Raw genomic sequence first — 13527 nt, 5'->3', positions numbered from 1 at the left:
CTCACGCCTCCTTCGGGTCGACAGGGCCGGCGGCATTGACAGAGGTACGGCGCGTGCGGCGCAGCGGCGGCTTGGCACCGAGGCTCTTCGGGTCGAGGCCGGACAGCTTGTGGCCGTTGCCGAAGAACGTGGTGCGGGCCACCAGCGTCATCACCGGCTTGGTGAAGAGGAACACCACCACGATGTCGAGCAGCGTGGTCAGACCGAGGGTGAACGCGAAGCCCTGGACCTTGCCGACGGTGACGATGAAGAGCACCGCAGCGGCGAGGAACGACACGAAGTCGGAGACCAGGATGGTGCGGCGGGCCCGCGGCCAGGCGCGCTCGACGGCCGGGCGCAGGGTCCGGCCCTCGCGGATCTCGTCGCGGATGCGCTCGAAGTACACGATGAACGAGTCGGCGGTGATACCGATGGCCACGATGGCGCCGCAGACGGCCGGCAGGTTCAGGGCGAAGCCGATGGCCGGGCCGAGCAGGGACATGATCACGTAGGTGAGCAGGGCCGAGACGCCGAGGCTGGCGATCGCGATGAGCGACAGACCGCGGTAGTAGACCACCAGGTAGATGATGACCAGGGCGAGGCCGATGGCGCCGGCGATCAGACCGGCCTGCAGCTGCTCGCCACCGAGGGCGGCGGTCACGGTGTCGACGCTCTGGGTCTCGAAGGACAGCGGCAGGGCACCGTAGGACAGGATGTTGCCCAGGTCCTGGGCCGACTGCTGGTCGAAGCTGCCGGAGATCTCGGCGCTGGCGCTCAGCGTCTGGCGCACGGACGGGGCCGAGACGACCTCGCCGTCGAGGACGATCGCGAACTGGTTCTGCGGCTCGGTCTGCGTCGACAGCTTGCCGGTGATCTTCTGGAACTTCTTCGAACCGGCGTCCGTGAAGTCCATGGTCACGATCCACATGCCGCGCTGCTGGTCGAAGACGCCGGCGGCGTCGTCGACGTCCTTGCCGTCGACCTCGGCCGGACCGAGCAGGTACTTGGCGTCACCCTCGGTGCTGCACGCGACGGTCGGCTGGTCCGCCGGAACGGTGCGGGCCGGGTTGGGCACGACCTTCTTGTCGCCCTCGGTCTTGGGGGTGCAGTCGAGCGTGGCGAACTGCTGCTCCAGCTTCGCGGTGGCCGGGTCGGCCGGCGGCGTCGCGGCCGGCGGCGTGGTGGCCTTCGGCGATGCGGAGGAGCTCGCGGTCGGCGTCGGGCTCGGGGCCTTCAGGGCCTCGGAGACCGCGCGGCCCTGGCTGGAGGCGGTCGCGGTCGGCTTCGCCGACGCGTCGCCCTTGGGCTTGTCCGCGGTGGCGCCGGAGGGCTTCGCGGACGGGGTGGCGGAACCGCTCGGCGTGGCGCTCGGGTTCGGCGTGGGCTGGCCGGCGGCGACGGCCAGGACCGGCCGGAAGTACAGCTGGGCGGTGGTGCCGACCTGCTCGCGAGCCTGCTTCTCGTTCGCCCCGCGCGGGACGTTCACGATGATGTTCTCGCGGCCCTGCGTCTGGACCTCGGCCTCGGAGACACCCAGACCGTTGACACGGCGCTCGATGATGCCGACCGCCGTGTTCATGTTGGTCTCGTTGACGGCGGACTCCTTGCCGGGCTCCGCCTTCGCCTTGAGTGTGATCGACGTGCCGCCGGCGAGGTCGATGCCCAGGCGCGGGGTGGTGTGCCCCGACCAGAACATGCCGCCGGTGAGCGCGACCATGGCGATCACAATGAGTGCCAGGGCACGGCCCGGCCGGCTCTGGCCCCCCGCCGGCCTTCGGCCCTTCTTCGGTGCTGCCACCTGTCGTTTCTCCCTGTCCAAACCGCCCCGCGCCGGGTGGGCGCGAGACGGCCACGAAGTGTGTGTGGGGACCTGCCCCCGCAGACGTGGAACCGTTCCGGGGCGGCGGACGCCGGTGGGCGTCCGCCTTCGCCCCGGAGGCGATTACTTCGCCTCGGTCTCCCCGTCGGCCTTGCCGTCCTTCTCGACCTCGGAGTCCGCCGCCGGAGCGGCGTCCTTCTTGGTCAGGTCGGCCTTGGCCGCCCCCTCCTGGTCCGCAGCGGTGTCGGCGTCCCCGGTGAGCGAGGAGGCGTCGTCCGGCACGACGGTGTCGGTCTCGGTGTCGTCGTCACCATGGACGATCCGGTTGTACTCGGAGTCCTCGAGCACCGCGCCGATCGCGTTCTTGGCGTAGACGGCGTGCACGCCGGGCGCGACCTCGAGGAGAACGGTCTCGTCGCCGATCTCCTTGACGGTGGCGTACATCCCCCCGATGGTGCGTACGCCGGTGCCGGGCTGCATCTCGTTCCGCATCTGAGCCGCCTGCGCCTGCTTCTTCTTGGCAGAGCGGGTCATCAGGAACATGGCCCCGATGAGGACGATGAAGGGGAGGAGGGTCACGATGTTCACGGGACGGGTTTCCTTCGCACGGTCGCGGAGGAACCGCGGCCTGATCTTCGGGGGTGGGTACGCCGACCAGAAAGGGCGGCATCGGCGGAGTCTAGGCGAGTCCGCATCGATGGAACAACGCCCAGCATGGCACCGTGGTTCCTGACCGGGCGACTATCCGCGCCGTCACCCCGTCGTCACATCCCGAACAGCCCCGCTTGTCCCTTTCCCCCACCGCTTCCGGCCCCTCCCGGGCCCGCTGCCTGCGGCGGAACCAGTCCGAGGTGGTTCCAGGCGGCGGGCGTGGCGACCCGACCACGGGGCGTGCGCGCGAGCAGTCCCTCCCGTACGAGGAAGGGCTCGGCGACCTCCTCGACGGTCTCGCGCTCCTCGCCGACGGCGACCGCGAGGGTGGACAGGCCGACCGGTCCGCCGCCGAAGAGCTTGAGCAGGGCCTCCAGGACCGCGCGGTCGAGGCGGTCGAGGCCGCGGCTGTCCACCTCGTACACGCCGAGGGCGGCGGCGGCGATCTCGCGGGTGATCATGCCGTCGGCCTTGACCTGGGCGTAGTCGCGGACGCGGCGGAGCAGCCGGTTGGCGATGCGCGGGGTGCCGCGGGAGCGGCCGGCGATCTCGGCCGCTCCGGCCGGGTCGACGGCGACGTCCAGGAGTCCGGCGGAGCGGGTGACGACCCGCTCCAGCTCGTGCGGCTCGTAGAACTCCATGTGGGCGGTGAAGCCGAAGCGGTCGCGCAGCGGGGGCGGCAGCAGACCGGCCCGGGTGGTGGCGCCGACCAGGGTGAAGGGCGGCAGGTCGAGCGGGATGGCGGTGGCGCCGGGGCCCTTGCCGACGATGACGTCGACGCGGAAGTCCTCCATCGCCATGTAGAGCATCTCCTCGGCGGGCCGGGACATCCGGTGGATCTCGTCGAGGAAGAGGATCTCGCCCTCCTGGAGGGAGGAGAGGATCGCGGCGAGGTCGCCGGCGTGCTGGATGGCGGGGCCGGAGGTGATCCTGATCGGCGCGTTCATCTCGGCGGCGATGATCATCGACAGGGTGGTCTTGCCGAGGCCGGGAGCGCCGGAGAGCAGCACGTGGTCGGCGGTGGCGCCGCGCTGGCGGGCGGCCTTGAGGACCAGGTCGAGCTGTTGGCGCACCTTCTCCTGGCCGATGAACTCGCCCAGGTCCTTGGGGCGCAGCGCGGCCTCGACGGCCTGGTCGTCGCCTTCGGCGGCGGCGCCGACGAGGCGCGCGTCCGGCTCGGCGGTGCTGTCGTCGTCCCAGTTCACGGTGGTGGTCGCCTTTTCGCTCGTACGGGGAGGGGGGCGGGCGGCTCAGCGCGCCCGGTTCAGCGTCTGGAGCGCCGCGCGCAGCAGCTGCGGCACGGGCGCGGAGCCGGTGTCGGCGATCGCGGCCTCGGCCTGCGGAGTGACGGCGGCGACGGCCTCCTCGGCCTCGCGGCTCGCGTAGCCCAGGCCGACGAGGGCGGCGGAGAGCTGCTCGGTCCAGGGGGCGGGGCCGGTGGCGACGGCGCGCTGCTGGCCGACCAGGCCGCTGCTGCCGAGCGGGGCGCCGAGCTTGTCCTTCAGTTCGAGGAGGAGCTTCTGGGCGCCCTTCTTGCCGATGCCGGGAACGGCGGTGAGTGCCTTCTCGTCGCCGGTGGAGACCGCGAGGCGCAGCGCGTCGGGGCTGTGCACGCCGAGCATGGCCTGGGCGAGGCGGGGGCCGACGCCGCTGGCGGTCTGCAGCAGTTCGAAGACCTGCCGCTCGTCGTCGTCCGCGAAGCCGTACAGGGTGAGCGAGTCCTCGCGGACGACCAGGGAGGTGGCGAGGCGCGCGTGCTCGCCGATCCGGAGGCCCGCGATGGTGTTCGGGGTGCACTGGACGGCCATGCCCACGCCCCCGACCTCGACGACGGCGGTCGTGGGGGCGAGGGCGGCCACCGGGCCGCTGACGAAGGCGATCATGACGTGCGGCCTTTCGAGGCGTGCAGGGCGACGGCCTGCTGGAGGCGGTTCTGGGCGGGGGCGCGCCAGATGTGGCAGATGGCGAGGGCCAGGGCGTCGGCGGCGTCGGCCGGCTTCGGCGGCGCGGAGAGCCGCAGCAGCCGGGTGACCATGGCGCCGACCTGGGCCTTGTCGGCGCGGCCGCTGCCGGTGACGGCGGCCTTGACCTCGCTGGGGGTGTGCAGGGCGACGGGCAGTCCGCGGCGGGCGGCGCACAGCATGGCGACGGCGCTGGCCTGTGCGGTGCCCATCACCGTACGCACGTTGTGCTGGCTGAACACCCGCTCCACGGCGACGAGTTCGGGCTGGAAGCGGTCAATCCACTCCTCGATGCCGCGCTCGATGCCGACCAGGCGGACGCCGATGTCGGCGTCGGCCGGGGTGCGGACGACACCGACGCCGAGCATGGTGAGCGGCCGTCCGGCGACGCCCTCGACGACGCCGACGCCGCACCGGGTGAGCCCCGGGTCCACCCCGAGTACGCGCACGCCCCGCCCCCTCCCCTTTTGCGGCCAAACCGCCGCCGCTCTCGCGGAGGTGGCATTCGCCGTCGTGGTTCCTCGATTGATGGTTGCGGCCTCAGGCTAATCGGCGCCACTGACAACGACGGCGGGCCGACGGGGTGTGTCCCGTCGGCCCGCTGCGGAAGGCGCCCTGGATCAGGCGTCGGTCAGGCGCCTGATCAGGCGTCGACCTTCTCCATGATCTCGTCGCTCACGTCGAAGTTGGCGTAGACGTTCTGCACGTCGTCGCTGTCCTCGAGCGCGTCGATCAGCTTGAACATCTTGCGCGCGCCCTCCTCGTCCAGGTCGACCTGGAGGGTCGGGACGAAGCTGGACTCGGCCGAGTCGTAGTCGATGCCGGCCTCCTGGAGCGCGGTACGGACCGCGACCAGGTCGGTGGCCTCGCTGATGACCTCGAAGCTCTCGCCGAGGTCGTTGACCTCCTCGGCGCCCGCGTCGAGCACGACCTCCAGGACGTCGTCCTCGGTCCGCTCGCCCTTGGGGACGATGACGACGCCCTTGCGGTTGAACAGGTACGAGACCGAGCCCGGGTCGGCCATCGAGCCGCCGTTGCGGGTCATGGCGACACGCACGTCGGAGGCGGCACGGTTGCGGTTGTCGGTGAGGCACTCGATGAGCACCGCGACACCGTTCGGGCCGTAACCCTCGTACATGATCGTGGCGTAGTCGACGCCGCCGGCCTCGAGGCCGCCGCCGCGCTTGATCGCGGAGTCGATGTTCTTGTTCGGGACCGACTGCTTCTTCGCCTTCTGGACGGCGTCGAACAGCGTCGGGTTGCCGTCCAGGTCGGCACCGCCGGTGCGGGCCGCGACCTCGATGTTCTTGATCAGCTTCGCGAAGAGCTTGCCGCGCTTGGCGTCGATCACGGCCTTCTTGTGCTTCGTCGTAGCCCATTTAGAGTGGCCGGACATCTGCCTGTCTCCTTCGCGTAACCAATTTCTGAACGAACCCCAGAGATCCTACAAGGATCGGGTCACCGCTCGGTGCGCACCATGTCCACGAAGAGTTCGTGGATGCGGTGGTCGCCGGTGAGTTCGGGGTGGAACGAGGTCGCCAGGACCTTGCCCTGTCGCACGGCGACGATGTGGCCCTCGTGCTCGGCGAGCACCTCGACCTCGGCGCCGACGGACTCCACCCAGGGGGCGCGGATGAAGACGCCCTCGACGGGAGTGTCGATTCCGGCCACGGTGACACCGGCCTCGAACGACTCGTTCTGCCGCCCGAAGGCGTTGCGGCGCACGATCATGTCGATGCCGCCGAAGGTCTCCTGGCCCGAGCGCGGGTCGAGGATCTTGTCGGCGAGCATGATCAGGCCGGCGCAGGTGCCGTAGACCGGCAGGCCCGCGGCGATCCGCTCGCGCAGCGGCTCCATCAGGCCGAAGAGCACGGCCAGCTTGGAGATGGTGGTGGACTCGCCACCGGGGATGACCAGGCCGTCGACCTCGGCGAGCTCCTCGGGGCGCCGGACCGGCCTGGCCACGGCGTCCGCCGCGGCCAGGGCGATCAGGTGCTCCCGTACGTCGCCCTGGAGGGCCAGGACACCGATCACGGGTGTGCTGCTCATCGGTGCTTACCAGCCACGGTTCGCGTAGCGCTCGGCCTCGGGCAGGGTGTCGCAGTTGATGCCGACCATGGCCTCGCCCAGGTTGCGGGAGGCGTCCGCGATGACCTTCGGGTCGTCGTAGAAGGTGGTGGCCTTCACGATGGCGGCGGCGCGCTTGGCCGGGTCGCCCGACTTGAAGATGCCGGAGCCGACGAAGACGCCCTCGGCGCCGAGCTGGCGCATCAGCGCGGCGTCGGCCGGGGTGGCCACACCACCGGCGGAGAACAGCACGACGGGCAGCTTGCCGAGCTCGGCGACCTCCTTGACGAGCTCGTACGGGGCGCGCAGCTCCTTGGCGGCGGCGAAGAGCTCGTTGTGGTCGAGGGCGCGCAGGTGGCCGATCTCGTTCTTGATCTGGCGCAGGTGACGGACGGCCTCGACGACGTTGCCGGTGCCGGCCTCGCCCTTGGAGCGGATCATGGCCGCGCCCTCGGCGATGCGGCGCAGGGCCTCGCCCAGGTTGGTGGCGCCACAGACGAAGGGGGTGGTGAAGGCCCACTTGTCGGAGTGGTTGACCTCGTCGGCCGGGGTGAGGACCTCGGACTCGTCGATGTAGTCGACGCCGAGGGACTGCAGGACCTGGGCCTCGACGAAGTGGCCGATGCGGGACTTGGCCATCACCGGGATGGAGACCGCGCCGATGATCTCCTCGATCATGTTCGGGTCGGACATCCGGGCCACGCCGCCGTCCTTGCGGATGTCCGCGGGGACCCGCTCCAGGGCCATGACGGCGACGGCGCCGGCGTCCTCGGCGATCTTCGCCTGCTCGGCGTTGACCACGTCCATGATCACGCCGCCCTTGAGCTGCTCGGCCATGCCGCGCTTGACGCGGGCGGTGCCGGTCTCGGGGGACTGGGCGGTGGTGGAAGGCGTGCTGGACACGGGTACCTCACATGTGACAACGGGGTTGACGACAAGAGTGAGGAAACAGGCCGCGTGCGGTCCACATCAAGGGCCAATATGCAGCCGGTGGATCGTTTTCTCAGGTTCCGAAGGTGATCAATGCTCAGGCCGGACGATCCGCAAGTGCGACGGGCGGTTCGTCGTCCATTTCGAAGGCCATGGGGAAGGGGGCGTGGCCCGCGAGCCGGAACCAGCGGACCTTGCGGTGCCGCCGCAGCGCCCGGGCCGCCCGTACGGCGTCGTTGTGGAAGCGGCGGGCCATCGGCACCCGGCGCACGGCCGCCGCGAGCTCCCCCGCGGCCTCCTCGCCGCCCGGCGCCGCCCGCACGAGCTCGACCTGCTCGGGCTCCCCGAACACGGCCCGCAGCGCCTGGCTGAGCTCGCTCTCGGCGACCTCCCGCTGGTCCTCCTCGGCCTGCCGGGCCGCGTGCGCCGCCTCGTACAGCACGATCGAGGCGGCCGGGTCGAGGACGCCGGAGGTGGCGAGCTCCTGGGTGACCGAGGCCCGGCGCAGCAACTGCGCGTCCAGCGCGGCGCGCGCCGCGTCGATGCGGGTGTGCAGCCGGTCGAGCCGGCCGGCCGTCCAGCTGAGGTAGACGCCGACGAGGATCAGCGCGGCGACGGTCCAGATCAGGGTTTCGGTCACGGGCGCACAGGCTACCGGGGCGCCGGCAGCCTCCTCTCCCGCACCTCGCGCTCAGGGCGCGGTGCGCGCGGTCTACAGCCCCAGCCGCGCCCGCAGCCCCCCGCTCGCGCGTTCGTCCGTCGCCACCGAGGCCGCGCCGTCCGTCACCGTCTCGTAGACCGCGAGGATGTCCGCGCCGACCGTCGACCAGTCGAAGCGGCGGACGTGCGCCGAGCCGCGCTCGCGGAGTTCCTCGCGGCGGGGGGCGTCGCCCAGGAGGGCGACGGCCCGGGCCGCGAGGTCGTCGGCGTCCTCGTTGGCGAAGAGCTCGCCCGCCGCGCCCTGGTCGAGGACCTGGGCGAAGGCGTCGAGGTCGGAGGCGAGCACCGGGGCGCCCGCCGAGAGGGCCTCGACGAGGATGATCCCGAAGCTCTCGCCGCCGGTGTTGGGCGCCACGTACACGTCGACGCTGCGCAGCAGCCGCGCCTTGTCCTCGTCGCTGACCATGCCGAGGAACTCGACGCGGGAGCGCATGTCCTTCGGCAGGGAGGCGACGGCCTCCTCCTCGTCGCCGCGGCCGGCGACCAGGAGCCGGGTGTCCGGCCGCTCGGCCAGGATCTTCGGGAGGGCGCGCATGAGGACCGGCAGGCCCTTCCGCGGCTCGTCGATCCGCCCGATGAAGCCGAGGGTCCCGCCCGTCCACTCCTTCTTGGGCTCGGCACGCGCGAAGAAGTCGACGTCGACACCGTTGGGGATGACCACCGCGTCGCCGCCCAGGTGCTCGACCAGGGTGCGGCGGGCGTACTCGCTCACCGCGATCCGCGCGCTGATCTTCTCCAGGGCCGGCTGGAGGATCGGGTACGCGGCGATCATCGCCCGCGAGCGCGGGTTGGAGGTGTGGAAGGTGGCCACCAGCGGCCCCGTCGCCGCCCAGCAGGTGAGCAGCCCGAGCGAGGGCGAGGCCGGCTCGTGGATGTGGACCACGTCGAAGGTGCCCTCGTGCAGCCAGCGCCGCACCCGGGCCGCCGACAGGAAGCCGAAGTTGAGCCGGGCGACGGAGCCGTTGTACGGCACCGGGACCGCGCGGCCCGCCGACACCACGTACGGCGGCAGCGGCGTCTCGTCGTCGGCGGGCGCGAGGACGGAGACCTCGTGGCCCAGCCGGATCAGATGCTCCGCGAGGTCGCGAATGTGGAACTGGACGCCGCCCGGCACGTCCCAGGAGTACGGGCAGACGATCCCGATCTTCACGCGGTCCGCTCCCCCTCCGGGCGCTGTTCCTCCGGGCGCTGTTCCTCCGGGCGCCCCTCTCCCGGCCGCTCCTCCAGGTCCGCGAGCCACAACCGCTGCAGCATGTGCCAGTCCTCCGGGTGCTCGGCGATGCCCCCGGCGAAGACGTCGGCGAGGGTCTGCGTCATGGAGGACGTCTTCACGGCGCGCGTCCCTGACTCCGGTACCTCGATCGGCGCGTGCACCTGGCCCTTCATGACCTCGGTCTCGTCGTACCAGAGGGTCACGGGCAGCAGCAGCGCACCGGTCTGCTGGGCGAGTATCGCGGGCCCGGCGGGCATCCGCGCCTTCTCGCCGAAGAAGGAGACCTCGACGCCCGAGGCCGACAGATCGCGGTCGGCGACCAGACAGACCAGGCCGCCGGCCCGCAGCCGGCGGGCGAGCGTGCCGAAGGCGGAGCCGCCGGTGTGCGGCAGCACCTCCATGCCCAGGGACTCGCGGTAGGCGACGAACCGGTCGAAGAGGGTCTCCGGCTTGAGCCGCTCGGCGACGGTGGTGAACGGCACGCCGAGCGCCCGGGTCACCCACACCCCCGCGAGGTCCCAGTTCGCCATGTGCGGCAGGGCGAGGATGACGCCCCGGTCCGAGGCGAGCCCGTCGGTCAGGTGGTGGACGTCCTTGGGGTCGAAGCTGCCCGCCGCCCGCTCCTTGCTCCAGGTGGGCAGCCGGAAGGACTCCATCCAGTAGCGCATGTACGAGCGCATGCCGGCCTTCGACAGCTCCTGGAGCCGCGCCGGCGTCGGGTCGGGCACCACGCGGGCGAGGTTCGCCTCCAGGCGCAGCACGCTCTTGCCGCGCCGCTTCCACGCGGTGTCGGCGATACGCCGGCCGAGGCCCCTCGCCACCGGCTCGGGCAGCTTCTTCACGGTGGTCCAGCCGAGCCCGTACAGGCCGTCGACCACCCGGTCCTTCAGACCGCTCATGACGTCGCCTCGCTCCCCCGGGCGGCGGCGTCCGCCTCCGCCGACTCCCTGCGCACGGTCACGACCCGCTGGCCGAGCGTCACGGCCGAGCCGACCGCCACGATCCACAGGGCGATCGGCAGCAGGACCTGGATGCCGGGCACGCCGAAGCCGTGCAGTCCGGCGAGGCCGGCCGCGACCAGCGAGATCACCAGGCGCTCGGCGCGCTCGACGAGACCGTTGACGGCCACCGGCAGGCCAATCGATTCGCCGCGCGCCTTGGTGTAGGACACCACCTGGCCGCTGGCCAGGCAGAAGATCGCGACCGCGCACAGCACGTTGTCGTCGCCCTTGCCCGCGTACCAGAGCGCGAACCCGCCGAAGATCGCCCCGTCGGCGACCCGGTCGAGGGTCGAGTCGAGGAAGGCGCCCCAGCGGCTGGACACCCCGGCCTGCCGGGCCATGTTGCCGTCGACCAGGTCGGAGAAGACGAACAGCGTGATCACGATCGTCCCCCAGAAGAACTCTCCGCGGGGGAAGAAGACCAGGGCGCCGACGACGACACCGGCCGTGCCGATGAGCGTGACGGTGTCGGGGCTCACACCCCGGCGGAGCAGAAACGCGGCGAACGGTGTGAGGACACGCGTGAAGAACGCACGCGCGTACTTGTTCAGCATGGCCTTGTGGCCTTCCCGATGTTCGTGGGCCGCGCGGCCCCTACGGCCACCGGCCCGCCCATCGTAGCCACGCGGGCCCCCGCCGCAGCGGCGGCACCCGCCCGCCGCGTCGCCCCCGCCGTGCGGTGGCCGGCCGCCGGCCACCGCACGTACGACGTATGGACGCACCGTGACGTCGGTGCAAAGCTCGAAGGACAACCGCGGGCGTCGGCCGGAGCCGAGCCGCACGCGACGGGCGGTGCCGTGCGCCGCCCGCCGGGCCGGAAGACACGGCCCGGGTGCCGCCGCTCCCCCGGGGCCCGCGCCCCGCCTCACCGTACGAGCAGTCGGGAGGAACATCATGGGCGACAAGGCGAACCCCCGCTCCGGAGCCGCCGGCAGGGCTCCAACGGCCGACCGGCCCTCGGCCGTGCGGAACGTGGTGCTGGTCGGCCACAGCGGATCGGGAAAGACGACCCTCGTCGAGGCACTGGCGCAGACCGCGGGCGCGGTCAACCGGGCAGGCCGCGTCGAGGACGGCGGGACGGTCTCCGACTACGACGAGATCGAGCACCGCCAGCAGCGCTCCGTACAACTCTCGCTCGTCCCGGTCGAATGGGGCGGCTACAAGATCAACATCCTGGACACACCCGGATACGCCGACTTCGTCGGGGAACTGAGGGCCGGTCTGCGCGCGGCGGACGCGGCCCTCTTCGTCGTCTCGGCCGCCCAGGAGGCCGACGCCGTGGTCGGCTCGACCCGCGCCGTGTGGGAGGAGTGCGCGGCCGTCGGCATGCCCCGGGCGATCGTCGTCACCCACCTGGACACGGCCCGCACCGACTTCACCCGGCTCACCGAGCTCCTCGGGCAGCACTTCGGCGGCGACGACCCGGACGCCGTGCTCCCGCTCTACCTGCCCGTGCGCGGCGCCGAGGGCGCCGACGGGCACGCCCCGGCCACCGGCCTGGTGGGACTGCTCACGGAGCGGATCTTCGACTACTCCACGGGGGTACGGCGGGAGGACCCGCCCGACGCGGCGCAGCGGCCGCTCATCGAGGAGGCCCGGGGCCGGCTGATCGAGGGGATCATCGCCGAGAGCGAGGACGAGACCCTGATGGACCGCTACCTCGGCGGCGAGGCGGTGGACCTGAAGACCCTGATCGCCGACCTGGAGAAGGCCGTCGCGCGCGGCTCCTTCCATCCGGTGCTCGCCGCGGCCCCGGCGGCGGACGGCGGCAAGCAGGGCCTGGGCACGGTCGAGCTCCTGGAGCTGATCACCGGCGGCTTCCCCAGCCCGCTGGAGCGCGAGGCACCGGCCGTGACCACCCCGGAGGGGCAGTCGCGCCCGGCGGTGGTCTGCGACCCGGCCGGGCCGCTGGTCGCCGAGGTCGTGAAGACCTCCTCCGACCCCTACGTGGGACGGCTCTCCCTCGTCCGGGTCTTCTCCGGGACGCTGCGGCCCGACGAGACGGTGCACGTCTCCGGGCACGGCCTGGCCGACCGGGGCCATGAGGACCATGACGTGGAGGAGCGGGTCGGGGCGCTGACCGCCCCCTTCGGCAAGCAGCAGAACACCCTCGCCCACTGCGTCGCCGGCGACCTCGCCTGTGTCGCCAAGCTGGGCCGCGCGGAGACCGGCGACACCCTGTCCGGCAAGGACGCCCCGCTCCTGATGGAGCCGTGGCGGATGCCCGAGCCGCTGCTGCCGCTGGCGATCGAGGCGCACAGCAAGGCCGACGAGGACCGGCTCTCGCAGGGGCTCGCCCGGCTCGTCGCCGAGGACCCGACCATGCGGCTCGAACAGAACCAGGACACGCACCAGGTGGTGCTGTGGTGCCTCGGCGAGGCACACGCGGACGTGGCACTGGAGCGGCTGCGCGGCCGGTACGGCGTCCAGGTCGACACCGTCCCGCACAAGGTCTCGCTACGGGAGACCTTCGGCGCGGGCGCCGCGGGGCGCGGCCGGCACGTCAAGCAGTCCGGCGGCCACGGCCAGTACGCCATCTGCGAGATCGACGTGGAACCGCTGCCGCCGGGCAGCGGCATCGAGTTCGTGGACAAGGTGGTCGGAGGCGCGGTGCCGCGCCAGTTCATCCCGTCCGTCGAGAAGGGCGTCCGGGCGCAGGCGGCCCGCGGGGTCGCGGCCGGCTATCCGCTGGTCGACATCCGGATCACCCTGCGGGACGGCAAGGCGCACTCGGTGGACTCCTCCGACGCGGCCTTCCAGACGGCGGGCGCGCTCGCCCTGCGGGAGGCGGCGGCCGAGGTGCCGATCCACCTCCTGGAACCGGTCGCCGAGGTCACCGTCCTCGTTCCCGACGACTACGTGGGCGCGGTGATGAGCGATCTGTCGACCCGGCGCGGCCGGGTGGTCGGCACCGAACAGGCCGGTCCCGGCCGGACCGTGGTGCGCGCCGAAGTGCCGGAGATCGAGATCGGACGGTACGCGGTGGACCTGCGGTCCGTCTCCCACGGCACGGGCACCTTCGACCGCTCCTACGCCCGGCACGAGGCGATGCCCCCGCACCTGGCGGAGAGGCTCCGCGCGGAGTCCGCCGCCTGACGCGCCGGATCCGGACGCCGACGTCCGGATCCTGACCCTCCGACAGCCGGTGCCGCCCGTCAACTCCCCTCCGGCGGGCGGCATTCGGCC

The 13527-nt window shown here is 72.2% G+C and carries 13 protein-coding genes; 1 reads left to right on the top strand and 12 read right to left on the bottom strand.

Annotated features, from left to right (window positions below; all coding sequences use genetic code 11):
- Position 1: 1 nt before the first annotated feature.
- The 12 genes from secD to pgsA form a co-directional block, all read right to left on the bottom strand.
- Positions 2-1777 (bottom strand): protein translocase subunit SecD, encoded by a 1776-nt coding sequence (gene secD, locus AB0M18_RS06970; protein ID WP_365755758.1) that lies wholly within the window; start codon positions 1775-1777, stop codon positions 2-4.
- Between the two features lie 144 nt (positions 1778-1921).
- Complete coding sequence (gene yajC, locus AB0M18_RS06965) at positions 1922-2386, bottom strand: preprotein translocase subunit YajC (protein WP_365755757.1); 465 nt, start codon at positions 2384-2386, stop codon at positions 1922-1924.
- 176 nt (positions 2387-2562) lie between these two features.
- The gene (gene ruvB / locus AB0M18_RS06960; protein ID WP_365755756.1) at positions 2563-3654 is read right to left on the bottom strand and encodes a Holliday junction branch migration DNA helicase RuvB; all 1092 of its coding nucleotides are present in this window, start codon (positions 3652-3654) and stop codon (positions 2563-2565) included.
- A gap of 45 nt (positions 3655-3699) precedes the next feature.
- A complete protein-coding gene (ruvA, locus tag AB0M18_RS06955; protein ID WP_365755755.1) occupies positions 3700-4332 on the bottom strand; it encodes a Holliday junction branch migration protein RuvA in 633 nt (210 codons plus the stop codon).
- Positions 4329-4859 carry a crossover junction endodeoxyribonuclease RuvC gene (gene ruvC, locus AB0M18_RS06950; protein ID WP_365755754.1) on the bottom strand — a complete coding sequence of 177 codons (531 nt, stop codon included), beginning with the start codon at positions 4857-4859 and terminating at the stop codon, positions 4329-4331. Before ruvC ends, ruvA begins: the two co-directional genes overlap by 4 nt.
- 194 nt (positions 4860-5053) lie before the next feature.
- Positions 5054-5806, bottom strand: a complete 753-nt coding sequence (locus AB0M18_RS06945; RefSeq protein WP_365755753.1) for a YebC/PmpR family DNA-binding transcriptional regulator — start codon at positions 5804-5806, stop codon at positions 5054-5056.
- A gap of 62 nt (positions 5807-5868) precedes the next feature.
- Entirely contained in the window at positions 5869-6459 is a 591-nt protein-coding gene (gene pdxT, locus AB0M18_RS06940) for a pyridoxal 5'-phosphate synthase glutaminase subunit PdxT (RefSeq protein WP_365755752.1), read from the bottom strand.
- Between the two features lie 6 nt (positions 6460-6465).
- Positions 6466-7380 carry a pyridoxal 5'-phosphate synthase lyase subunit PdxS gene (gene pdxS / locus AB0M18_RS06935; protein ID WP_265865407.1) on the bottom strand — a complete coding sequence of 305 codons (915 nt, stop codon included), beginning with the start codon at positions 7378-7380 and terminating at the stop codon, positions 6466-6468.
- A gap of 124 nt (positions 7381-7504) precedes the next feature.
- Complete coding sequence (locus AB0M18_RS06930) at positions 7505-8047, bottom strand: hypothetical protein (protein WP_365755751.1); 543 nt, start codon at positions 8045-8047, stop codon at positions 7505-7507.
- Positions 8048-8119: 72 nt separating this feature from the next.
- Positions 8120-9277: a glycosyltransferase family 4 protein gene (locus AB0M18_RS06925; protein WP_365755749.1), complete on the bottom strand. Its 1158-nt coding sequence runs from the start codon at positions 9275-9277 to the stop codon at positions 8120-8122.
- Positions 9274-10239 (bottom strand): phosphatidylinositol mannoside acyltransferase, encoded by a 966-nt coding sequence (locus AB0M18_RS06920; RefSeq protein WP_365755748.1) that lies wholly within the window; start codon positions 10237-10239, stop codon positions 9274-9276. Before AB0M18_RS06920 ends, AB0M18_RS06925 begins: the two co-directional genes overlap by 4 nt.
- Positions 10236-10895 carry a phosphatidylinositol phosphate synthase gene (gene pgsA / locus AB0M18_RS06915; protein ID WP_365755747.1) on the bottom strand — a complete coding sequence of 220 codons (660 nt, stop codon included), beginning with the start codon at positions 10893-10895 and terminating at the stop codon, positions 10236-10238. The genes AB0M18_RS06920 and pgsA overlap by 4 nt, the downstream gene beginning before the upstream one ends.
- A gap of 340 nt (positions 10896-11235) precedes the next feature.
- Between pgsA and AB0M18_RS06910 the strand changes: the two genes are divergently transcribed.
- Complete coding sequence (locus tag AB0M18_RS06910; protein WP_365755746.1) at positions 11236-13437, top strand: elongation factor G-like protein EF-G2; 2202 nt, start codon at positions 11236-11238, stop codon at positions 13435-13437.
- Positions 13438-13527: the final 90 nt, after the last annotated feature.

This window comes from Streptomyces sp. NPDC051909, assembly GCF_040681095.1.
Lineage (GTDB): Bacteria > Actinomycetota > Actinomycetes > Streptomycetales > Streptomycetaceae > Streptomyces.
This window is presented reverse-complemented; position numbering and strand designations above follow the sequence as displayed.

Bases quoted from the DNA above. Each gene is read 5' to 3' on its own strand.
- ruvA (WP_365755755.1), bottom strand. From the start codon at position 4,332: ATGATCGCCTTCGTCAGCGGCCCGGTGGCCGCCCTCGCCCCCACGACC.
- pgsA (WP_365755747.1), bottom strand. From the start codon at position 10,895: ATGCTGAACAAGTACGCGCGTGCGTTCTTCACGCGTGTCCTCACACCG.
- AB0M18_RS06910 (WP_365755746.1), top strand. From the start codon at position 11,236: ATGGGCGACAAGGCGAACCCCCGCTCCGGAGCCGCCGGCAGGGCTCCA.
- pdxT (WP_365755752.1), bottom strand. From the start codon at position 6,459: ATGAGCAGCACACCCGTGATCGGTGTCCTGGCCCTCCAGGGCGACGTA.
- AB0M18_RS06945 (WP_365755753.1), bottom strand. From the start codon at position 5,806: ATGTCCGGCCACTCTAAATGGGCTACGACGAAGCACAAGAAGGCCGTG.
- AB0M18_RS06920 (WP_365755748.1), bottom strand. From the start codon at position 10,239: ATGAGCGGTCTGAAGGACCGGGTGGTCGACGGCCTGTACGGGCTCGGC.